The organism is Nocardia amamiensis NBRC 102102 (genome assembly GCF_001612745.1).
GTDB classification, from domain to species: domain Bacteria; phylum Actinomycetota; class Actinomycetes; order Mycobacteriales; family Mycobacteriaceae; genus Nocardia; species Nocardia amamiensis.
In genome coordinates this window covers 1-25,848 of record NZ_BDBA01000055.1, presented here as the reverse complement: position 1 = coordinate 25,848, position 25,848 = coordinate 1, and the positions used below count along the sequence as shown (strand labels likewise).

2 protein-coding genes are annotated in these 25,848 nt (G+C 68.3%); both read right to left on the bottom strand.

What is annotated here, in order from left to right:
* Positions 1-83: 83 nt before the first annotated feature.
* The gene (locus tag NA4_RS12985) at positions 84-878 is read right to left on the bottom strand and encodes an FkbM family methyltransferase (RefSeq protein ID WP_067469263.1); all 795 of its coding nucleotides are present in this window, start codon (positions 876-878) and stop codon (positions 84-86) included.
* On the bottom strand, positions 872-25,333 hold the full coding sequence (locus tag NA4_RS12980) for a non-ribosomal peptide synthetase (protein ID WP_067469260.1): 24,462 nt from the start codon (positions 25,331-25,333) through the stop codon (positions 872-874). The genes NA4_RS12985 and NA4_RS12980 overlap by 7 nt, the downstream gene beginning before the upstream one ends.
* Positions 25,334-25,848: the final 515 nt, after the last annotated feature.

Below are 25,848 nucleotides of genomic sequence, written 5' to 3'. Positions count from 1 at the left end.
AATAGGCGCCACAGCTTCCGGCGCTCTGCTGAGTGGCGTTGCACGCTTGACGTGCAACGCCACTCACCCGGAAACGGAACGATTCAGTTGTTTGCCGTCCTGACGGCGTAGACCTCGTAAAGTTCGGTTCCGGCCAGACTCGGGTCCTGTCGTGTTCGCGCGGGCAGGCCGTGTAGACGCAGCAATCCGCAGAACTGCGTCAGCCGGTCGTCGCGGTCGTGGACCTCGGCGACGACGGCGCGGATACGTGGCCAGTCTGCTTCGGCGATGCCGTGCAGCACGTCCAATTCCGCCCGCTCGACATCGACCTTGAGCAACCCGATCTCGGCTGTTGGACCGTGCTCGGCCAATATTGCCGAAACAGTGGTGATCTCGACGTCTATTTGCTCGCCCTCGTGCAGGCCGTCGGTGATGAGTGCGATCGCTTCGTCGTTCAGGCCGCTGTTGCGCAGATAGATCGCGGTGGCTTCGTCGTCGGCTTCGCGGTCGGCGTACAGACCCGAATTCGCCGATGCCCGCGGGTACCAGGTGAACGGCGCGATCCCGGGCGCCGCTCCGATGGCAACCTGCAGTGGCACGCCGTCAGGGACATAGGCGGCCACATTGCGCTCCAGGCAATCGAACGTCATCGGAGCCGGCTCGGCGGCGATCACGCGGACGCCGGGGCAGGTGTCGGCGAACATCATCGCGCTGAGTCCGATATTCGCACCGATATCCAGTGCGACGTCCCCCGGTCGTAATCTCGCGGCGGCACGCCGATAGAACCCTTCCGTCGACATCTCGCCCCACAGCATCCGCGCCTCGGCCGGACTCGTGCAGGCCACCATCCTGCCGTCGTCGAGCCGGAGTTGCTGGAATTGCTGGAGAGTCGTCAGCATTCGTTCATGCACCTTTCGAGGATCGGGCCGATGACGGCCAGTGCGGACGGATGGGTCAACTCGAGATGACGTGCTTCGACGACCGTGTTGTGCAGGTCGCCCGTGATGAATGGTCGCCACGTCTGCACGACGGCGTCGTGGTCGACGCGGTCTTTTCCTGCGGTGAAGAAGATCAAGTCTCCGTCGAAGACTTCCGGCCGGTAGTCCTGGGCGATGCCGCTCGCGGTTTCGAAGCTCGCCATGACCCGATCGATCTGGTCGGCGGTGAACATACCGGTCGCGGTCACCTGATCACGGATGACAGCCCATGCCCGCTCCTGCGTGTCGGCTGTCACGTCGGCGCCGATGTCGAACAGCTCACGCCACCCGCCGAGCAGGTCTGCCATCAGTTCGCTCGGCGCGGCCTCCTCCGCGGTGGTGCTCAGCGCCTCGGCCATGGCCTCCGATGTGCCGACGGCGCTGTCCATCATGGCCAGCGTGCCGACCTGCTCACCACCGCGCTGGAGCCGCACCGCGATGGCGTGCGCGATCGTACCGCCCAATGACCAGCCGAGCAGGTGATACGGACCGGCGGGTTGCACTCGGCGAATCTCCGCCACATAGCGTTCAGCCAATTCATCTATGGACTGCGCCCGTGGTTCACCCGCTACGACGTGGGGATCCTGCAAACCGTAGATCGGCCGGTCCTTGTGCAGATGTTCGACCAGTCCGCCGTAGAACCAGGCCAAACCGCCTGCGGGGTGCACGGCGAATACCGCGCGCTGCGGGCCGTTCGCACGCAGCGGAAGCAGCACTTGCAGACCGGAGCCGCCCTCGGAGCCGTCTGCCCGGCTCGCGAGCGACATCGGCGTCGCGTCGTCGAACATCCACGGCAACGCGATCGTGACGCCGCGGGACCGCAATTCGGTCACCACCATCGTCGCCAGCAGCGAATTGCCACCGAGGTCGAAGAATCCGTCCGACGCTCCGACCCGCTGGATGCCCAGCACCTGCGCATAAACGTCGCAGATCGTACGCTCGGTGTGGGTCCGCGGCGCGGTGAACTCGCTCGCCGACTCGTCGAAGTCGGGCGCGGGCAGTGCTTTCCGGTCGAGCTTGCCGTTGACCGTCAACGGCAGCTCGCGCAGCACCATGATCGCCGACGGCACCATGTAACTCGTCAGGACCTGCGCAGCGGCGACCCGGACTTCGCCCGGATCGATCCGCTGTCCGTCGGCGCCGACGACGTATCCGATCAGCTGGTCCACGCCGCGGTCGTGGCGGTGCACCGCGGCCGCTGCCTGGGCGACGTGCGGATGGCGCAGCAGTGCCGACTCCACCTCGCCCATCTCGATCCGGAAACCGCGCAACTGTACCTGCGCGTCGGCGCGGCCCGCGTAGAGCAGCTCCAGTCCACGCGCGGACTTCCGCCACCGGCCCACGTCACCCGATCTGTACAACCGGGTGCCGCGCGGATCGAATGGGTTCGCGACGAAGCGTCCGGCGGTCAGAGCGGGGGCTCCGAGATAGCCACGCGAGAGTTGCCCACCGGCCACATAGATCTCGCCGACGGCTCCGATCGGCACCGGTCGCAGCCGGTCATCGAGGACGTACACCCGCAACCCCGGCAGCGCGGTCCCGATCCCGGCCGATTCGGCCTGCGCGACCTCCGAGAACGTCACATGCACAGTGGTCTCGGTGATCCCGTACATGTTCACCAGTCGCGGCGACCCCGGCGCGTGCGCGGCGAACCAATCGCTCAACCGCGACGCGTCCAGCGCTTCGCCACCGAAGACGACGTAACGCAAGGCGAGTTCACCGGCGGAGCAACCTGATTCGCGGTATCTACGCTCCGCATCCGCGAATCCGTAGAACGCCGAGGGCGTCTGACTCAGGACCGTCACGCGCTCCCGTGCCACGACGTCCACGAACGCCTCGGGCGACCTGGAGGTTTCGTAGTCGACGACGACCACCTTGCCACCGGTGAGCAACGCGCCCCAGATCTCCCACACCGCGAAATCGAAGGCGTACGAATGGAACATCGTCCACACATCGTCGGGACCGACATCGAACCGCTCGACCGCGTTCGTGAACAACGTGACCGCTTCCCGATGGCTGACCGTCACCCCCTTGGGGCGGCCGGTCGAGCCGGAGGTGTAGATCACATAGGCGATGTTGCCCGGCCGCGCAGCGGACTTCATTGCCGTGGAAGTGCTCGCGGAGCCGACACAATCCTCGACGAGCACGACCGGTGCCGCGTACTCCGGTACCGCCGAGGCGATCTCGGCCGACGTCAACACCGCCGCAGGGCCCGCGTCATCGAGGACGAACCGCAAGCGCTCCGACGGGTACGCCACATCCAGCGGAAGGTAGCCCGCACCGGCTCGCACGACGCCGAGCAGGCCCACGATCAACTCGATCGAGCGCGGCAACGCCACGGCCACCAGGGCATCCGGTCCCACACCGTGTCCGGCGAGGCGAGCAGCCACCGCGTCGGCGCGCCGATCCAGCTCCGCATAGGTCAGCCGCGACTGCCCATCGGTCACCGCGACCGCGTCCGGCTGTGCGGCGGCCATGGTGGCGAACAGTTCCCCGAGTGTCGTCTCCGGGACCGCGAGGCCATCGTTGCCGGACGCGTCGAGCAATTCACGCCGCTGTGCCGGACCCACGAGGTCGATATCGCCGATGGCGATCTCCGGGTTCGCGGTCACCTCGTCCAGAATCCGCACGAACGACTGCCCGAACCGAATCATCGTCTCTTCGACGAAGAGATCGGTGGCGTAGGTCAGCCGGCCCACGATGCCGTCCGGACGACCCTGGTCACCGAGCCGCTCGACAAGCGTCACGTTCAGGTCGGCCTGCGCCGGCTCGAACCCGTTCTCCACCCGCTCGACCGTGAGCCCCGGCAGCTCCAATGCGGCCTTGCCGGCGTTCTGGACGTCGATCGTCACCTGATACAGCGGAAGATGCGCGGTCGACCGTGGCGGATTCACCGCTTCGACCACCTGCTCGAACGGCACGTCCGCGTGCGCGAACGCGGCCAGGTCCGTTTCGCGCGTGGCGGCCAGCAATTCGGTGAACGACTGCCGCGACGACACGCGCGACCGCAAGACGAGCGTGTTGACGAACATGCCGATCAGATCGTCGAGTTCGCGTTCCCCGCGGCCTGCCACCGGAGTCCCGACCGCGACATCGTCGACGCAGGCCAGCCTGGACAGCACCACGGTCAACGCGGCGTGCAGCACCATGAACACCGTCGCGTTCGACTGCCGTGCGATCGCGCCGACACGCGCCTGCACCGCGGCGGGAATCTCGAAATCCACCGTGCTGCCGCGCATGGACGCCACCGGCGGCCTGGGCAGATCGGTCGGCAACTCGAGCAGTTCGGGCAGCCCGTCGAGGGTGTCGGTCCAGAAGCGCAACTGCCGGGACATGACCGAGCCCGGATCGTGCTCGTCGCCGAGCACTTCGCGCTGCCACAGTGTGTAGTCGGCGTACTGGACCGGAAGGACCGGCCACAACGGCTGCGTCCCTTGCCTGCTCGCCTGGTAGGCCAGCGCCACGTCCCGCGCGAGCGGGATCATGGACTGTCCGTCGGCGCAGATGTGGTGCACGGCGATCACCAGCACGTGTTCGGTGGCATCGAGTCCGAACAGCTCGATGCGCAGCGGGGGCGCCTGCGTCACGTCGAAGCTCGCCGAGACCGCGGCGACCGCCCGCGGCATGAGCTGCTGTTCGTCGATCCTGACCGCGGTGAGTACGGGCACGACCTCCTCGGCGGAGACCGTGACTTGATGCGGTGTTCCGTCGGTCATCGGGAACTTGGTTCGCAGTGACTCGTGCCGGTCGACGACCAGTTCGCACGCGCGCTGCAAGGCGTCGAGATCGAGCTCGCCCTTCAGCCGGATCACCAGCGGAATGTTGTACGCGCCGATCGAAGTGTCCAGCTGATTGAGGAACCACATCCGCTGCTGCGCCAGAGACAGAGGCACCAGAGCGGGCCGGGTGCGTGGCTGCAGTGGCACCCGAGCCCGCCGCTCGAAACTCGCCAGACGCGCGGCGAGCTCGGCGACGGTCGATGCGTCGAACAGGTCCCGGACGCTGATGCTCACACCGAGCGCCGTCCCCAGCTGTGCGGTGACCCGGGTCGCCGACAGCGAGTTGCCGCCGAGGTCGAAGAAGCTGTCGGCTGCGCCGACCCGTTCGACGCCCAGAACAGTGGCGAATACGCCGGCCACGCGTCGCTCGGCCTCGGTCCGCGGCGCGATCCACTCCCGGCCCTCGGAGAATTCGGGTGTGGGCAGCGCCAGGCGATCGAGCTTGCCGGTCCTGGTGAGCGGGAGTTCGCCGAGCACCATGCACACGTCGGGCACCATGTGCGCGGGCAACCGCAGCCGCGCCGCGTTCCTGACCTCGTGCGGATCCACGTCCTCGTCGCCGATGAGGTAGCCGACCAGCCGGTCGATGCCGCGCTCGTCCTTCCGCAACAGGACGACGGCGTGTTCCACACCGGGATGTTCGGCGAGGACGGCTTCGATTTCACCGAGTTCGATGCGTTGACCACGGATCTTGACTTGGAAATCGCTGCGGCCGAGGTATTCCACGGTGTGCTCGGGTGTCCAGCGGGCGAGATCGCCGGTGCGGTACATGCGCGAGCCCGCCGGACCGAACGGATTCGCGACGAACGCACCCGCCGTAACCGCAGGCCGGTTCACATACCCGCGGGCCAGTTGCACGCCCGCGAGATACAACTCCCCGACCACGCCGACCGCTACCGGTCGCATCCACGCGTCCAACACGACGGCCTCGACGCCGCCGATCGGACCACCGATCGTCACGACATCACCGGGCTGCAGCGGAGCACTGATCCCGGCCAAGACGGTGGCTTCGGTCGGCCCGTACCCGTTCAGCAGTTGCCTGCCCGGAGCCCACACGGCGACCGTTTCCGGTGTCACCGCCTCGCCTCCGGCGATCAGCACTCGCAAAGAGTCCAGTCCCTCGGGCGACATCGTCGCCAGCACGCTCGGTGTGATGAACGCGTGCGAGACGCGCTGCGCCCGAATCAATTCCGCGAACTCAGGGCCGCCGAACAGGTCCGCGGGCGGCAACACCAGCACGGCGCCATTCGTATGGGCCAGCAGCACCTCGAGAACCACCACGTCGAACCCCGGAGCAGCCGCTTGCAGTACTCGCGAGCCGCTGTCGACGCCGAACCGACCACGCACTACCGCCACGAAATTCGCCAATCCCTCATGGGTTACCGCGACGCCCTTCGGCGTTCCGGTCGACCCCGAGGTGTAGAGAACGTAGGCGGTATCCCGGACGTGCGGAGTCCGGACCCGTTCCGCATCGGTCACCGCGGTAGCCGATCGCGCCGCGATCGCCTTCTGGGTGTCCGGGTCGTCGAGAACCAGTGCCAGGACCGAGTCCGGCAGCAGCGTCCGGGACGACTCGACCGTGAGCGCGACCCGCAGCTCGGCGTCCGCCACCATGTGCAGGACGCGCTCGGCCGGATTCCGCGGATCGATCGGGAGGAATGCCGCGCCCGCCTTGGCCACCGCCCACATGCCGACCACGAATTCCACCGACCGGGCCATCGCCAACGCGACCTGATCGCCCGGACCAACACCCCGGTCGATCAACTCTCGCGCGACACGATTCGACCAGGCGTCCAACTCGACGTAGGACAGCGTGTGCTCGCCCGAAATGACCGCTGGTGCATCGGGATTCACGGTCACGCCAGCGGACAGCAACGCCGCCAGCACGCGCGGTGACTCGGCCCGGCCGCCGGAAGCGGGCACCAGATCACGCCGCTCGCCGGCGGACAACAGGTCGACCGCGCCCAGCCGCGACCGCGGATCGGACGTGATGGCGCGCAGCACGGTCTCCAGACGCGCGGCCAGCCCCGACGCGGTCCGGTCATCGATGCGGGCCCGCTGGTAGCGAATCCTGACGTGCAACTCGTCGGTTTGGTGCGCCTGAACGGTGATCGGGTAATGCGCGGCGTCGCTTCCGTCCGACGAGACCACCCGCATGCCGTCGATATCCGCGTCGCCGAGCCCGCTGCTGTCGACCGGGTACGACTCGAAGACGACCAGGGTGTCGAACAGCTGGGCAGTACCCGCGGCCGCCAGGATCCGGGACAGTTCGACCTCGTGATGGTCGAGCAGGCGGGTGTTGTCGGCCTGCAACCTGTTCAGCGCGTCCTCGATGGTCCAATCCCGGCGCACCTGCGCCGCGACCGGAATCGTGTTGATGAACAGGCCGATCATCGACTCCACGCCCGGCAGGTCGGCGGGACGCCCCGAGACGGTGCTACCGAACACCACGCGTTCGGTGCCGAGCAGGTTCCCCAGGACCGTTGCCCAGGCGAACTGCACGATGGTCGCCATCGTGACCGCTCGGGCCCGGGCGAACTCCACCAGCTCGGCCGTGACGGCGCGATCGAGCACGACCTCGAGGTCGACCGGGATGTCGACCGTCGTATCGGAGCGCGAATCGGCGACCAGCGTCGGTTCGGTGAAGTCGCGCAGCACATCTCGCCACACCTCGACGCCGGTGGCCAACTCACGCCGATCCAGCCATTCCAGATATGTGCGGTATGACGCGGCGGCGGGCAACAGGTCGGTCCGGGCGCCCACGGCGTACAAGCCGATCAGTTCGCGCCACAGCAGCGGCAGCGACCAGCCGTCCAGCAGCAGGTGGTGGGCGGTCAGCACCAGCCGGTAGTCCTGTGGCGCCACCGCGATGAGCAGGAACCGCAGCAGCGGCGGATCGGCGGGATCGAACGGAACCGCCCGCTCGGCGGCGATCAGCTCCTCCGGCGTCGTCGTGCTGCCGGTCAGGTCGATTCTTCGCCACGGCACGGCGGTCGCGGCGGGAACGACCTGCGCGGGAACGCCGTCGGCCGTCCGCACGAAGGCGGCGCGCAGGTTGGCATGCCGCGCGAGCAGCGCCGCCGCCGACCGCTCGAGCCGGTCCTCGTCGACCACACCGGCCAGGCCGAGCACCGATTGCGCGGTGTAGACGTCGATGTCGCCTGCCGCGAGTTCGGCGTGGAAGAGCAGTCCAGCCTGGAGCGGTGCCAGTGACCATACATCGGTCAGCGTTCCGTACCGGTCGGCGAACGCGTCCAGGTCGGACTGCGTCACGTCGACGAGCGGCACGTCGGACCGGGAGAATCCCCAGTCGTCGTGCGCCCTGGCCGCGGCGGCGATCCCGGTGACGGCGTCGACCCACTCGTCGACGAGTTCGGCTACCTCGTCGTGATCGAGCAACCGCGCGGCATATCCGACGTGCGCCGACAGCTGTGGTCCTGCTCCCGTGTCCACGATGTTCACGTCGATCGTGACCACCGCTGCCGCCGGCATGTCGGAATCGAACGCGGCTCGCCGGTCGAACTGCTCGTCGGTCGGAATCCATGCGAGGTCGGACAGTGACGCGAGGTCGACGCCGACTCGGCCCAGATTGTTGAAGCTGATCTGCGGCTCCGGCAGCGCGGAAAGCCGGTCGGCCGTCTCGGTGTTCAGGTAGCGCAGCAGACCGTAGCCGATCCCCTTGTCGGGGATGTCACGCAGCTGGTCTTTCACGGACTTCACCGCCGCGCGCGGGTCCGCCGCATCGATGCCGCTCAGCTCGAGCGCCACCGGGTAGGTGTTGGTGAACCAGCCCACGGTGCGGGACAGATCTGCTCCTTCGGCGATCTGCTCCGCGCGCCCATGGCCTTCCAACAGGACTTTCATGCCCGCGTGCGCGACGGCGCGCCGACTGCGCCAGCGCGTCAGCGCCATGGTCAGACCGGCCAGCAGCGCGTCGTCGACGCTGCCGCGGACCGCCGCGGGCACCGTGTCGAGCAACGCCGAGGTCACATCCGCCGGGACGGACACCGTCAGATGACGGACGGTCGACTGGGTGTCGACAGCGGGATCCAATGCCGCGCGGCCGAGCAGCGGATCGTCCGCCCCGCTCATCCGCTGCCACAGCTCGAGCTCATCGGCGCGGGCCGCGGCGGCGTCGGCCAACGCGTGCGCCCAGCGCCGCATCGAAGTGCCCTGCGCGGGCAGCTCGACCGTTCGTCCCTGGGTGACCTGCTGCCAGGCAGCGGCGAAATCAGGGATCAGGATCCGCCAGGACACCGCGTCGACGGCCAGGTGGTGGATCACGATGAGAGCGCGCGCATCGGCGTCCACACCCGATTCCGGAAGCAGGCAGGCGACCTGCACCATCCTGCCTTCGGCCGGGTCGAGGCAGGCGGAGGCCTCGGCGAGCGCCGATTCCAGTACGGCGGTGAACCCGTCGGTGCCCGGCGCTTCGCCCGTGCGGAAGGTGCGGGTCAGCACCGAACCGGCGGCGTCGACGGTGCTCGCGGGCAGCACCTCGAGCTGTTGTGCGCGCAGCCGCGAGCGGAGCATGTCGTGCTGATCGAGCACGGCTCGCACGGTCGAGGTCACTTCCTCGACGCGCGCGTCACCTGGCAAGCGCACCAGCATCGACTGGGCGAATCGCGGTGCAGGCCCGAGCCGCTCGGTGAACCAGGAAACAACGGGCGTGAACGGGATTTCGCCCACGCCGCCCCCGGGCAGTTCCTCGAGCACGACCCGTTCCGCGGCGGCGGCCACGGCGGCCAGCGCTCGAACCGTCTTGTGCTCGAAGATGTCCCGGGCGGTGACGACGACACCGGCCGACTTCAGCCGGGACGCCAACTGGATCGACAGGATGGAATCACCACCGAGTGCGAAGAACGAGGTGGTCACCCCCACCGAGGCGATGCCGAGCACGTCCGCGAACGCGGCCGCGATGGTGCGCTCCAGGTCGGTTTCCGCCGCGACGGCATCCTCTTGCGCGGGCTGGAACACCGGTTCTGGCAGCGCTTTCCGATCCACCTTGCCGGTCGAGGTGATCGGCATGCGGTCGAGCACGGTGGCCGTCGACGGCACCATGTGCGCGGGCAGAACCGCGGCGACGTGATCCAGCACGGCGATCGGTTCGACGACCGTTCCCGGTTCCGGCACGATGTAGGCGGCCAGCACAGGCTGCCCGCCCGGTCCGCGGCGGCTCACGGTCACGGCGGCGGCCACCCGCGGATGGGTGAGCAGTGCGGCGTCGATCTCACCGAGTTCGATGCGCTGGCCGCGAATCTTGACCTGGAAGTCGCTGCGGCCGACGTACTCCAGTGCACGCCGTGCGTTCCAGCGGACGATGTCGCCGGTGCGATACATCCGGGAACCGGGCTCACCATAGGGATTCGCGACGAACGCGGCCGCCGTCGTGCCACGCCGGTTCAGGTATCCCCGCGCCAGCTGAACACCCGACAGGTACAGCTCCCCCGCGACCCCAACCGGCACCGGACGCAACCGCGCGTCCAGAACCATGGCTTCGGCACCCCGGATCGGGCCGCCGATGGCGATGGGTTCGCCAGGCCGCACCGGGTCGCTCATCGTGATCACGATCGTGGTCTCGGTCGGACCGTAGATGTTGTGCAGCTGCCGTCCCGGCGCCCAGGCGGCGATCAGGTCCGCGGGCACCATCTCGCCGCCGACCGCCAGCATCCGCAACGAGCCGAGACCGGCAGGCGACATCGTCGCCAGCACACTCGGTGTCAGGAACGCGTGCGACACCTGATGCCTGCGGATCAACTCGGCCAGGTCCGGTCCGCCGAACACCTCCGGTGGCGACACGACCAACGACGCGCACGCGGCATGCGCCATCAACGCTTCGAGCAGGACCGCGTCGAAGGCGGGCGAAGCCACCTGCAGTACTCGTGAAGTGGCGTCCACCCGATAGCGCTCACGCTGTTCGGCCGCGAAGTTCGCCAACCCCTCGTGCGTGACCACGACGCCCTTCGGCGTTCCCGTCGATCCGGACGTATAGATCACATACGCCGCGTCTTGAACTCGCAGCGCGCGACCACGCTCCGCGTCGGTGATCGAGTGGCCGGACCGAGCGACGATCTCGGTGGCCGACTGGGGATCGTCGAGCACCAACCATGCGACACCGTCCGGCAGCGACGCGCGTGCGGCCGCGAGCGTGATCCCGGCCTCGACACCGGAATCGTGCACCATGTGCGCGATTCGCTCCAGCGGATACCGCAGATCCACCGGGACGAACGTCGCGCCGGTCTTCGCTATCGCCCACATCGCGACGTGGTAGTCGACCGACCGCGGCACGGCCAGCGCGATGCACACTCCCGGCCGCGCGCCCTGAGCGAACAGCTGACGGGCAAGCCGGTTGGACCGATGGTCGAGCTCCCCGTAGGTGACCGTCTCGGCCTCGCCGATCAAGGCGACCGCCGATGCATCGGCCGCCACGGCCGAGGCCAACAGATCGGGCAGCAAGCAAGACCGCGCGGCGTCGCCGCCCTTCGCCGGGACCAGTTGCTCGGTCTCCTCGGCGCTGAGCAGCCCGATCGCGCCGATCGGGCGGCCCGGATCGGAGGTGACCGTTTCGAGGACGCGGACGAACCTCTGCGCCGTCGACATCGCGGTGGATTCGACGAAAAGATCAGTGGCATAGATGATTTCGCCATCGATGCCAGCCGGTCGAGCGCCATCGACGCGCTCGGTCAGCAACACCATGAGGTCGGCCTTGGCCTGCGCGATACCCGGGTCGAGGAGCTCGACTCCGACGCCGGGCAGCTCGAACCGGGCCGGACTGGTGTTCTGCAACCCGAACATCACCTGGTACAGCGGCGAATACGCCGTCGAACGCGGCCGGCCGAGGACGTCGACCAGCCGTTCGTAGGGCAGGTCCGCGTGCGCGAGTGCTTCCAGGTCGACGTCGCGTACCTCGGCCAGCAATTCGCGGAACGAGCGGTCGTCGTGGACCCGCGTGCGCAACACCACCGTGTTGACGAACATGCCGACCAGGTCGTCCAGCTCCGGCCTGCCGCGACCGGCGACGGGTGTGCCCACCGAGATGTCGTCGCTGTGCGCGGTGCGCGCCAGGAGAATCGCCAATGCCGCGTGCAGCAGGACGAACACGGTGACGCCCTCGCGGTGTGCCAGCCGCACGATGTCGTCGTGCAGCCGCGGGGGCAGTTCGAAGCGGACGTTGCCGCCGGCTGTCGAGATGGTGGCGGGGCGCGGCCGGTCCGTCGGCAAGCCGAGCAGTTCCGGTGCGTCGCCGAGGGCCTCGCTCCAGTACCGGATCTGGCGCGCGATCAGCGATGCCGGGTCGTACTCGGAGCCCAGCACCTCTTGCTGCCACAGCGCGTAGTCGGCGTACTGGACGGCCAGCGGTTCCCACTGCGGTGCGCGGTCACTCACCCGCGCCCGGTAGGCGGCGAACACGTCGCGGGCCAGCGGAGCCATCGACGAGCCGTCGGCGGCGATGTGATGGACCACCAGCACCAGCACGTGGTCGTCGGCCGCGGTGCGATACAGCCGCGCCCGAACGGGCACCGCAGTCGCGATGTCGAATCCCGTCGCGACGGCAGTGTGGATCCGGTCGGCCAGTTCCGTGTCGCCGCCGACCGGGTCCGGGTCGAGCACCACGTCCGCGATCATCGCCGCAGCATCCTGCACGACCTGGCACGGTTCGCCGTCGACCGCCGGATACACGGTCCGCAACGGCTCGTGCCGGGTCACCACGTCGCGGAACGCCGCCCGCAGTGCGTCGATGTCCAGCGGGCCGGTCAGCCTCGCCGCGAAACAGATGTTGTATGCCGCCGAGTCGGTGTCGAGCTGGTTGAGGTACCACATCCGTCGCTGCGCTGCCGCCAGCGGGATGGCCGCGGGCCGTGGCCGGGAGGTGAGCGGCACGACCGCGGAATGGGGTCGCGTCGCGATCCGTTCGGCCAGACCGGCGATCGTCGGTGCGTCGAAAATGTCACGGATTCCGACGCTGACGCCGAGGGCTGCTTGCGCTCGCGCCGCGAGCTGGGCCGCGGAGAGCGAATTGACACCGATTGTGAAGACGTTCGCGGTAACGCTCACCCGATCGGCGCCGGTGAGCTCTGCGATCAGGCGCGCGAGCACCGCCTCCCGCTCGGTTCGCGGCGAGACGAACTCCTCGCCGCTGTCGAACACCGGCTGTGGCAGCGCCGCGCGGTCGAGCTTGCCGTTCGCGTTGAGCGGCATGGCATCGAGCACGTGGACGCCGTCCGGAACCAGATAGGGCGGCAGTGTGTGGGTGAGCTGCTCGCGTATCGCGCGGCCATCGATCACCGCGCCCGGCCGCAGCGTCACGTAGCCGACGATTCGTTCCGCCGTCGCGATCGCCACCGCGCGCGCGACCTGCGGAATCGCATACAGTGCGGCTTCGATGTCACCCGGTTCCACCCGCTGGCCACGCACCTTCACCTGGAAGTCGCTGCGGCCCAAATACTCCAGTTCTCCGGCCGCGCGCCAGCGAACCAAGTCGCCGGTGCGGTACAGGCGCTCACCCTCGGCGCCGAAGGGGTGTGCGACGAAGGCCCCGCAGGTGAGGTCGGCGCGCGTGTGATAACCGCGCGCCAACTGGATGCCCGAAACGTACAACTCACCGACGACACCGACCGGCACCGGCCGCAACCGCGAGTCGAGGACGTACACCTTCATCCCGGATGCCGGTGCACCGATCGGAACCGTCGTGGTTGCCGCGCCTGGCTCGCACCGCTGAGCCGTGACGACCTCCGCTTCCGCCGGTCCGTACCAGTTCACCAGGTCCGCGTCCCCGAACACTCGCGCGGCGGCGTCGACCGTCCGTTGCGCCAGCGCCTCACCCGCGACGAATACCCGCCGGATCGACGACAGTCGGGCGGCGGTGGACTCGAGGAGAACGTCGAGCATGGACGGGACGAAGTGCACGGTGGTGATCTGGTGACGCGCGATGACGTCGGCCAGATACGCCGGATCGCGATGCCCGCCGGGCTCGGCGACCACGACGTTCGCTCCGGTCTGCAACGGCCAGAACAACTCCCACACGGCGATGTCGAACGTGATCGGCGTCTTGTGCAGCACCGCGTCGGACGCGTCGTGCGGCCACTGCTGCTGCGCCCACTCCAACTGACTCATGGTCGCGGCATGGGTCAGCGCGACGCCCTTCGGAACGCCGGTGGAGCCGGAGGTGAACAGCACGTAGGCGACGTTGTCCGGCCGCAGCGGTGCCCGCCGCTCCGCATCCGTGATCGGCTCTTCGGGCAGATCGGCGATGTCCAGCCGATCGATCGGAACGGACACGCAGGTGCCGGGCAGAGCCTCGCCATCGGCGGATGTGGTCAGCACCATCAGCGGCTGTGCCGTGTTCAGTACGTTCGTGATCCGCGCGCTCGGGTGGTCCGGGTCGACGGGCAGGAACGCGGCTCCCGATTTCACCACCGCGTACAGCGCTGTGATGAGCTCGGTCGACCGCCGGATCGCCACCGCCACAATACTTTCCGGTCCCGCACCACGCGCGATGAGCCACCGGGCCAGACGATTGACCTGCGCGTCGAAGTCCCGGTAGGTCACCGCGCTTGCGCCGGGAAGGCAGAGCGCCGGACGGTCCGGAGTGCGCGCGACTTGTTCGTCGAACGCGTCGACGAGCGTCCGGCCGGCTGCGGCGGAGCCTCCGGTGTCGTTCCAGCGCTCCAGCACCTGCTGAAGTTCGGCCTCGTCGAGGAGGTCGATCGCACCGATGGCCGACTCGGCGTCGGTCGCGGCGGCATCCAGGACGCGGATGAATCGCTCGGCGAAGCGCCGCACGGAATCCTCGTCGAAGAGGTCCGTGGCGTAGGTCAGGCGCAATGTCATGCCGGTCGGTTCGTTGTGCGCGCCATGACCTTCGGTCAGCATGAGCAGCAAGTCGTAGATCGCGGCACGTTCGCCGGGGTCCACGCTCTCGACGGTGAGATCCGGGAGTTCGACGCGCGCCTGCGCCATGTTCTGGTAGGCGAGCAGCACCTGGAACAACGGCGTGTGCGCGGTCGACCGCGCCGGCTTCAGCGCGTCCACCAGCTGCTCGAACGGAACGGTGGCGTGGTCGAAGGCCTCGATGTCGGTGCGCCGCACCTGATCCAGCAGGCTCAGGAAGGTCTGGTCGAGAGTGATCCGGGTGCGCATCACCAAGGTGTTGACGAACATTCCGACCAGGTTGTCCAGCGACCGGTCGCCGCGGCCCGCGTGCGGCACGCCGATGGTGACGTCATCGCTGCCGGACAGGCGCGACAACAACACCGCCAGTGCCGTGTGCACCACCATGAACGGGGTGGCTGCGGCTCGGCGCGCCAGCGCCTCGACCCGGCCCTGCAGCTCGCCGGGGATCGCCACATGGATCACCGCGCCGCGCTGGGTCTGCTCGACCGGCCTCGGCCGGTCGGTCGGCAACTCGAGCAGATCCGGTATCCCGGCGAGTTGGGTTCGCCAATAGGCGATGTCGCGGGCGACGTAGGAACACGGGTCGTCCGCCGAGCCGAGCACCTCGCGCTGCCAGAGGGCGTAATCGGCGAATTGCACGGCAAGCGGCGCCCACTCCGGCGCCTTTCCGCCCGACCGCGCTCGATAGGCCGTCACCAGGTCCGCGGCCAGCGGCGCCACCGAAAAGCCGTCGCAGCTGATGTGATGCGCGGCCAACGCGACCGTCCACGCCTCGTCCGACAGCTGGTACAGCGCTATGCGTACCGGCGCGCCCTTGGCCACGTCGAAACCGAGGCTGGAGAACTCCGCCAGCAGCCGGGACAGCTCTCGCTCGCCGACCGGCTGCGGCGTCAGATCGAAGGTGGCGAGGACATCGGCCGCGTCCAGCACGACCTGAGCCGGCGTACCGTCGACGGCTGGATACACCGTCCGCAGGCTCTCGTGCCGCTCCAAGACATCGCCGATGGCCGCGGTCAGCGCCTCGAGGTCGAGCACGCCTTCGAGGCGAATCGCCAGCGGCACAATGTATCCCGGTGCATCCGGATCGAACTGGTTGAGGAACCACATCCGGGTTTGCGCGTGCGACAGCGGAATCCGATCCGGGCGCGGTTTCCGGACCGGCGCGGGAAGACTCGGCACCGCACGCAGCCGTGCGATGCGCTCGGCGAGGTCGGCGACGGTTGGCGCCTCGAAGATGACGCGGACCGGGATGGACACGTCGACGACGTCGCCGATGCGGCTCAGCGCGCGCGTCGCGATGAGCGAATTGCCGCCCAGGTCGAAGAAGTTGTCATCGGCGCCGATCTCCGGCCGGTCGAACAGTTCGCCGAAGACCGCGGCGATGGTCTGTTCGACGAGCCCTCGCGGAGCGCGGTACGCGGTCTGGTCATCGCTCGGGTCCGGTGCGGGCAGCGACCGGTAGTCGACCTTGCCGTTCGCGGTGAGCGGGATCGAATCGATCCGGATCACCGATGACGGCACCATGTAAGCAGGCAGCCGGTCGAGCAGGAAGGCCCGGATCTGCTTGGCGTCCAACGCCTCTCCGGCGACCACATAGGCCACCAACCGCTGATCGTGTCCGTCGGCGCGTACCTGCGTGACGGCCGCGCTCACCTGTTCGTGCGCGACCAGCGCTGCCTCGATGTCGCCCAGTTCGATCCGCAGGCCCCGGACCTTCACCTGGGTGTCGGCGCGGCCGACATAGCGCAGGCTGCCACTCTCGTCCCAGCGGACCAGGTCGCCGGTGCGGTACAGGCGGCCACGGCCCGTGTCGCCGAAGGGGTCCGCGACGAACGTCGCCGCCGTCAGACCGGGGCGGTCGTGGTAGCCGCGGGCCAACTGGACGCCGCCCAGGTACAGCTCGCCGGTCACGCCGATCGGAACCGGATGCAGCCGGGAGTCCAGCACGTGCACGATCACGTTGGCCTCGGGCACACCGATCGGTACCGCGGCGCCGTCGACCGCGTCGATGCGGTGGGCAGTCACGCTCACCGCGGCCTCGGTCGGTCCGTACAAGTTGTCGATGCGCGCGGCGCTGAGATCCTTGAAGCGCCGGACGGTCTCGGCTGGCAGCGCCTCACCGATGCACAGCACCCGCCGCAGCTGCGGGAACTCGTGCGCAGCGGCCACCTCGAGGAAAGCCGACAGCAGCGACGGCACGAAATCCACGGTCGTCACACCGTGTTCGGCCAGCAGGCCAGCCACGGCGCGTGGGTCGCGCTGCGCGTCATGACCCGCGTTGACCAGCGCCGCGCCGCAGGTCAACGCGGAGAACAGCTCCCAGACCGACAGGTCGAAGGTGACCGGCGTGCGCAGCAGCATGATGTCATCGCCGCCGAGCCCATAGTGTTCTCGCATCCACCGGAGCTGATTCACGACCGCGGCATGCGGCACCGCCACACCCTTCGGCACGCCCGTCGAGCCGGAGGTGTAGATGACGTACGCCAGATCAGCCGGATGCAGCGGCCGGGTCCGGTCGTCGTCCGTCACCGGCGACGCGTCGGCGCGCTCGGCTGCGAGTCCGTCGAGTGCCCATACCGGCACGTCGTCGGGCAGACTCGCCCGGTCGGCCGGACGGGTGAGGACCGCCCTCGGCCGTGCGGCGGCGAGGACCGCGCGCACACGCTCCACCGGATGATCCGGATCCAGCGGCAGGTAGGCCGCGCCCGCCGCATGGATCGCATACAGCGTGACCAGCAGATCGACCGAGCGGTGCAGCGCGACGGCCACCACGGTGTCCGGGCCGACACCGCGTCCGATCAAGGCTCGGGCCAGCGAGTTCACCCGTGCCGCGAACTCGTGGTAGCTGAGGCGAGCGCCGCTTTCCGCGTCGAGCAGCGCCGTGCTGTCCGGCGTGGCCGCCGCCTGCGCGGTGAACAAGTCCGCGATAGTCATCGACGGCGCTCGTGTCGTACTGCCGGTCGAGTACCGAGCCAGCTCACGGGCTTCGGCTGTGGTCAGCAGGTCGATGTCGCCGACGGCGCGGGCGGGCTCCTCGACCACCGCGCGCAGCAGCAGCAGGTAGCGGTCGAACATCGAGGTGATCGTTGCTTCGTCGAACAAGTCTGTCGCGTAACCGAATTCGACCGCCATGTCGCCCGGTTCACCGTCCGGCTCCAGGGCGTCGACGAGATTGAGGTGCACGTCGTATTTGGCCACACTCGGATCGACCATCCGGGTCGACACCGTCAAGCCCTCGAACTCCACGGTGGGAATCTCGATGTTCTGGAAGGAGAATCCGACCTGCGTCAACGGTGCGTGTGCCGTGGTGCGCGGCGGATTCAGCACCTGGACCAGGCGCTCGAACGGGATGTCGGCGTTCTCGAACGCGGCCAGGTCGGTGGCCCGGACCTGATCCAGGATCCGGAGGAAGGACGCGCCGGGTTCGATCTGGGTGCGCAGCACCAGCGTGTTGACGAACATGCCGACCAAGCCGTCGAGTCCGGGCTCGCCGCGACCGGCGATCGGCGTGCCGACCGCGATGTCACCAGTTCCCGAAAGCCGCGCCAGCAGTGCCGCGTACGCCGCGTGCATCACCATGAAAACGGTGGCGTCGTGGCGGCGGGCCAGCGCGACGACCGCACGATGGAGTTCGGCGGGCAGGGTCGTCGACACGGTCGCGCCGCGGAAGGACTGCTGCGCCGGCCGTGGCCGGTCGGTGGGCAGGTCGAGCACCTCGGGCAGATCGGCGAGTGCGCTCAGCCAATACCCGGTCTGGGCGACGGTCGGACTGTGCGGGTCGTCCTCGCTGCCGAGCAACTTCCGTTGCCACAAGGCGTAATCCGCGTACTGCACGGGCAGCGGCGACCACTGCGGCGCCTGTTCCCGCACGCGGGCCTTGTACGCGGTCATCAGGTCCGCGGCCAGCGGCGCGAGCGACGACCCATCGAAGCTGATGTGATGGACGACGAGTACCAGCGTGTGCTCGCCGGGTGCGCTGCGCAGCAACGCGATCCGGAACGGGATCTCGGAGGTGACGTCGAATCCGGCCATCACCTCGGCGGCGATGCGCGCCTCGACCTCGGCCGGTGCGACCGGCACCGGCGTCAGCGGGGGCAGCGCCGTCTCCAGTGAGACGATCACCTGGTGCGGTCCGCTGTCGCTGTCCGGGTAGACGGTGCGCAGTGCCTCGTGGCGTTCCAGCACATCCGCGATCGTGGCGTGCATGGCGGCCACGTCGAGATCACCCGACATCCGGACGACCAGCGGAATGTTGTACACCGCGGAGGTCGTGTCGAATTGGTTGAGGAACCACATCCGAGCCTGAGCGGGCGAGAGCGGGATCCGGTCCGGCCGCTCCTGTGGCACCAGCGGTTCCCGCCCCGCCGCCTCCGCGGTGCGCAAGCGCTCCGCCAATGCCCCGACGGCCGGCGTCTCGAAAATCGCGCGCAGCGGCACCTCGACGCCGAACGCGCCGCTCAGCCGCGCCGCCGCCCGGGTAGCCGACAGCGAGTTGCCGCCGAGATCGAAGAAGCTGTCCAGGACGCCGACACGATCGATACCGAGGACTTCCGCGCAGATATCGGCGACGATCTGCTCGGCAGCGTTGCGTGGCGCGACGAACTCGGTGGCCGCACCGAACTCGGGTTCGGGCAACGCCCGTCGATCCACCTTGCCCACCGACGACAGCGGGAGAGTGTCGAGCACCATCACCGTGTCCGGGACCATGTGGGACGGCAATCGTTGCGCGGCGTATTTCAGCAGCTCCGCCGGGTCGACGGCGCCGTCGGCGGGCACCACGTAGGCGGCCAGTCGCGATCCGCCGTCCGTGCCGACGCCCACCGCCACCGCCGTCGCCACCGTGGGATGTCCGGCGAGGACGGCTTCGATTTCGCCGAGCTCGATCCGTTGGCCGCGGATCTTCACCTGGAAGTCGGTGCGGCCCAAGTACTCCAGGGTGTGGTCGGCGGTCCAGCGTGCCAAGTCGCCGGTGCCGTACATGCGTGTACCGGCCGGGCCGTACGGGTTGGCGACAAAAGTGACGGCCGTGGCCGCGGGGCGATTGAGGTAGCCACGGGACAGCTGCACGCCCGAGACGTACAACTGGCCGGTCACACCGACCGGGACCGGACGCAGCCGGGCATCCAGCACCACCGCGTCGACGCCGCGGATCGGGCCCCCGATCGTAACCGGGTCGCCGACGCACAGCGGATCACTGATCGCGACCATGATCGTGGTTTCGGTGGGCCCGTACCCGTTGTGCAGCCGCCGTCCCGGCGCCCACACCGCCACGGTCTCGGCCGAAACAGCCTCGCCACCCGCCACCAGGACCTGCAAGGAATCCAACCCGGCAGGCGACATCGTCGCCAGCACACTCGGTGTCACGAACGCATGCGAAACCTGCTGCGCCCGAATCAAAGCCGCCAACTCGGTGCCGGCGAACACCTCCGGGGGCGACACCACCAGCACCGCGCCGTTCGTATGGGCCATCAGCAATTCGAGCATCACGGCGTCGAATCCCGGTGCTGCCACCTGCAATACCCGTGACCGGCGATCGACCCGATACCGTTCTTGCTGCTCGACCGCGAAATTCGCCAGTCCCTCGTGGGTGACCGCCACCCCCTTCGGCGTACCCGTCGACCCCGAGGTGTACAGCACGTACGCCGTATCGAGGATGCGGCAGGGCCGCAGGCGATCCGCGTCGGTCACCGCGGCCGAGGACTGCGCCGCGAGGAGAGCGCCCGCCGCCGGGTCGTCGAGGGTCAGCTGCCGCACATGCCCGGGAAGCAGGGAGCGTGCGGCATCGACCGTGATCGCGACCTCCACGTCGGAGTCGGCGACCATATGCGCCACCCGCTCGCTCGGGTACCGCGGGTCGACCGGCACGAACGCGGCGCCTGCTTTGGCCACCGACCACACGCCGACCACGAACTCCACCGACCGCCCCATCGCCAGCGCGACCTGATCCCCCGGACCCACTCCCCAGTCGATGAGCACCCGTGCGACACGGTTCGACCAGTCGTCCAACTCCCCGTACAACACCACACGCTCCCCCGACACGACCGCGGGGGCGTTGCGGTCCGCTACCGAGAACACCTCCGCCAGCACACGCGGATCCTCCGCACGGCCACCCGACGCCGGGACCAACCCCAGCCGCTCCATCCCCGACAACAGATCCACATCCCCCACCCGCGCCCGCGGATTCGCCACGAACGTCTCGAGCGCCCGATTCAATCGCGCGGCCAGCTCCTCGACCGTTTCCCGATCGAACAGGTCGGTGGCGTAGTTGATCCGCAGTGCGACATCGCCACCGCCGGAGGTGTTCTCCGCGACCGTGACGATGATGTCCACCTTCGCCGGTTCGGCTCCCGGATCGAGCAGCTCGACCGTGAGCTCGGACAGATCCAAGCTCGCGCGATCCATGTTCTCGAAGGCGAGATACACCTGGCACAGCGGCGCGTAGGCCATCGACCGCTTCGGGTGCAGTTCCTCCACGACGCGCTCGTAAGGCAGGTCGCTGTTGGCGAAAGCATCGACATCGGTGTCTTTGACTCGTGCCAAGAACGCGATGAACTGTTCCTCGGAACGCACCTCGGTGCGCAGCGGCACGGTGTTGACGAACATGCCGACCAGTGGCTCGAGCGCCCGCTCGCCACGACCCGCGACCGGGGTCCCGATGGTGATGTCCGCCGAACCCGACAGCCGGGCCAGCAGCACGGCCAACGCGGCATGGACGACCATGAAGGTCGTGACGCCGGCCGTGCGAGCCAACCGCTCGATTCCGGCGAAGGTCTCGGCCGCGATCACGGTGTCCGCGATGTCGCCGAGCATCGATTGGCGGGCCGGGCGCGGGCGATCCGCGGGCAGCTCCAGCACCGGCGGTATGCCCGCGAGTTGCTCTGTCCAGTACCGCAACTGGCGTGCCGCGAGCGAATCCGGGTCGCCCGCGTCGCCCAGCAGGCGGCGATGCCAGCTGCTGTAGTCGGCGTACTGCACGGTCAAGGGCTGCCAGTCCGGTGTCTTGCCTTCCGCCCTCGCCTCGTAGGCGGTCGCGACGTCGGCCGCGAGTGGACGCAGCGACGAGCCGTCACAGCAGATGTGGTGCAGGACCACGACGAGCACATGCTGTCGCCGGTCGGCGGTCGCCAGCAGCGCGACCCGGATCGGCGGGCGTCCACGCAAGTCGGTTCCGATCGAGGACAGCTCGCGAATCCGGTGCGCGATGTCGTCGGGGTCGGTCGGCTGCGGCGTCAGATCGAGTTCCGCGACGACCTGTTCCGCGGGCACGATGACCTGTGTCCCCGTACCATCCACGGCGGGGTAGCAGGTGCGCAGCGACTCGTGCCGATCGATCACATCGGTCAGCGCCATGCGCAGCGCCTCGGCGTCGAGACGTCCGGACAGCTGCACCACGAGGGGAATGTTGTAGGCCGCCGAGTCCGGGTCGGCCTGGTTGACCAGCCACATCCGGTTCTGCGCCGGTGCCAGCGGGATGGGTTCGGGTCGCGGCACCGCTTTGAGTACGGGCCGGTCGGAGCGGTGCCCATCTTCGATATGCGCGGCGAGTTCGGCCACCGTCGGCTTGGTGAACAGGTCGCGCACCGACACGTCGCACCGGGTGACCTCGGCGATGCGCACGGCGGTGCTGGTGGCGGTGATCGAATTGCCGCCGAGTTCGAAGAAGCTGTCCAGCACGCCGACCCGCTCCGTGCCGAGAACCTCGGCGAACACGTCGGCGATCGACTCCTCGACCACCGTGCGCGGTGCGACATACGCCGCGGCGGAATCGAACACCGGCTCGGGCAGCGCCCGGTAGTCCATTTTGCCGTTGACCGTCAGCGGCACCGCGTCGATCACGACGATGCCGGCCGGGACCATGTACTCCGGCAGCAGTGCACCGACGTGGGCGCGGAGGACGTCGGGCGTGCACGTGGCATCGCAGGCCGGCACGACGTAGCCGACGAGCCGGGCCGCTTCGGTGCCCGGGAGGTGGACGACCACCACCGCTGCCGAGACAGTGCTGTGCGTCAGCAGTGCGTTGCGGATCTCGTCCAGCTCGATCCGGAACCCGCGCAACTGCACCTGCTGGTCGGCCCGGCCGCGATATTCCAACTCGCCCTGGTGATTCCATCGCGCGACGTCGCCGCTGCGATAGAGGCGCTCACCCGACGTGCCGAACGGATTGGCGACGAACCGTCCCGCGGAGAGCGCCGGACGGTTGAGATAGCCGCGAGCGAGTTGATCTCCCGCGACATAGATCTCGCCCCAAGCACCCAGCGGGCACGGACGCAAGCGGTCATCCAGGACATATGTCCGCAAACCCGGCAGCGCCGGGCCGACCGTGCTCGGCGCACCCGGCACCGCGACGTCCGGGGTGAGGTCGGTGTAGGTGACGAAGACCGTCGTTTCGGTGATCCCGTAGCTGTTGGCCAGCACAGGCAGGTCCGGGTTGTGCTCGTACCAGTCGGCCAGCCCGGCCGGGTTCAGCGCTTCGCCGGACAGGATGACCAACCGGATGGCGAGTTCCCCCTCCGGCGCACCGTCCTGCGCATACCGCTGGTGGGCGGCCGCGAACTGGTAGAACGCCGACGGCGTCTGGCTGAAGACGGTCACCTTCTCGCGTGCCGCCAGACGCACGACGTCGTCGGGCGAACGTGTGGTGAGGCTGTCCACCACGACGACGCGGCCGCCGGTGACCAACGCCCCGAAGATCTCCCAGACCGAGTAGTCGAACGCGAAGGAGTGGAACAACGTCCACACGTCCTCGGACCGGATTCCGATCTCGGCACACGAGTTCACCAGGTAGGTGGCGACGGCACGATGGGTGATCGACACACCCTTCGGACGACCGGTCGATCCGGACGTGTAGATGACATAGGCGAGGTGGCCGGGACGCAGCGGGCTCCGCCGATCGGCGTCGGTGAGCGCATCCGCGGCATCGTCGCCGGTAGCGGGAACGTCATCGAACAGCACCATGCGGCTGGGGTCGCCGGGCACCTGCGCGCGCATGCTCCGGGTCGTGACCACGGCGACCGGACCGGCGTCGTTGATCACGTATTCCAGCCGGTCGGCCGGGTGGGCCACATCCAGCGGAAGATAGCCTGCTCCCGATTTCAGCACGCCCAGCACGGCGATGATCAGATCCGCGTCGCGTGGCATCGCGATGGCGACCAGCGATTCCGGCCCCGCGCCGAGAGCGATGAGCCTGCGGGCGAATCGGTTCGACCGCTCGTCCAGTTCGCGGTAGGTGAGGGAGGTCGCGCCGGAGGTGACGGCCACCGCGGACGGCGTTGCGGCAGCCTGTCGCGTGAGCAGATCGACCAATGTGGCGGAAGGGGATTCGCCGTCGCGGCCCGCGAGCTCCTCGACGATCCGCAGTTCCTCGGCCGGGCCGACGAGCTGGATGTCGGCGATGCGCGTGTCCAGCGGCGACTCCATCAGCCGGGACAGGAAGTCGATGAACCGGTGCGCGTGCGATTCGAGTTCGCCCTGTTCGTACAGGTTCGCGTTGCCGTGCAGCTCGATCAGCAGCGGCGCCTCGGCGCCGGAGCGGTACAGGTTCAGCTGCAAGTCGTCGAGCACGCCGGAGGTCAATGCGCGGTAACGGCCGGCAGCTGAGCCGAGGCGGATCTCCGAATCGAAGAACAGGATATTGACGATCGGACCGAACGAGTTCGCGGACGCGTCCAGCGCATTCGAGTCGCGGCGCAGATCCTCGAACCGGTACAGCTGGTGCCGCATGGCCGACACGAGTTCCGACACCGACGCGCGGACCACCTCTTCTACGGTGGTCGTCGCACTGATGGCGAACCGAATCGGCACCATGTTCGCCAGCATCGCGGCGGCATTGCGCAGGCGCTTCGTCACGCGCGCGCTCACCGGCATCGACAGCACGACATCATCGGTCCCGGTCATCCGGGAGAGAAACGCGGCGAACGCGGCGATCACCACTTGGGCGGCCGAGGCATCCATCTCGTCGGCGAATCGATCCAGCATGTCGGACAACTGCGACGGAAGCTGCAAGCCTGCGACGCGGTCGACCTTGCTCGACCGCGCGGTGCGGCCGGACAGGCTCACCGGCGACGGAATGTCCGCGACCTTGTCGAGCCAGTACGCTTTGTCGGATTCGAACCGGGCGCTGGCACGATACGTGCGCTCCGCCTCGATGATGTCGCGCAAGCTCGCCGCGACCAAGGGCGTCGGCGGCCTGCCCTCGATCAGGGCATTGTAGTGCTCGGCGATCCTGGTGACGACGTTGAAGGCGCCGTAGCCGTCGACCACGAGATGGTGCGCGCGCCCGTACCAGAAATAGTGGTCTTCGCCGACCTTGAGCAGCCGTGTCTCGGTGAGCCGGTCCCGGCTCAGGTCGACCGCCTTGGTGTTGTAGTCGCGGCGCATCCACTCCATCGCCGTCGCGACCGGATCGTCCGTATCGCTGACATCCAGCACAGGATCGTCGTAGCCGATGCTGCGGTCGACGAATTGGTATGGCCGGCCATCGGATTCGACCACCCGCACTACGAGCGACTCGGTTTCGTGCCCGGCGTCGTACACCGCCCGAGCGAACGCGTCGATATCTACCGGACCCTGGATCTCGACGTAATGTGCGATGTTGACAGCCGGTCCGCCGGGCACATGGTCGGCGAGCCACATGCCGTACTGCGCCCTCGAGAGTGGAATCAGTCCCAGATCGCCGTCGGCGGTTCCGTCTGACTTCAGATTCATCGCATGACCCCTATTCATACCCGGACGCGCGCGAGCACAGCGGAAGCACGTCGGCTCACCGCATCCGAAATCTGCCTTGTATATGCGCTTTGTCTACTTCGAAACGGCGCAACCCCTGCTCTTCGACGCGCCGGTCGGATACCGCGTACAGCTCGATCCATCCGTGCCCGGAATCGAAATCGGGCCCCGTGACGACTTCTACGGCGACTCCCACACCTCCCGTGTGTCGGCATTTTACCGACGTCTCGAAATCTGAAACAAGACTTTTGAACATGCGGTGACACAGGAACGATCAGGTGGTACAAGCTATCTGACAGCAGTCAGACTCAGTGTAGTCGTATCGGCCACCCGGCTTCGTGCGTGAGCCGGGCGTTTCGATCTCCATTCGAGCGCGATGACCGCGGTGGATCCGCCCGTCACGACCATGCCCCGTCCATATCGTTCGCGACACCGTTTCTGATACAGGCGGATCTGCAGTGGTCAACCCGGTGATCCGGGATGGTACATCCTACGTT

What these genes read in the sequence shown, in the direction of transcription:
- NA4_RS12980 (WP_067469260.1), bottom strand. Translation starts at nt 25,333, where the DNA reads ATGAATCTGAAGTCAGACGGAACCGCCGACGGCGATCTGGGACTGATT.
- NA4_RS12985 (WP_067469263.1), bottom strand. Translation starts at nt 878, where the DNA reads ATGCTGACGACTCTCCAGCAATTCCAGCAACTCCGGCTCGACGACGGC.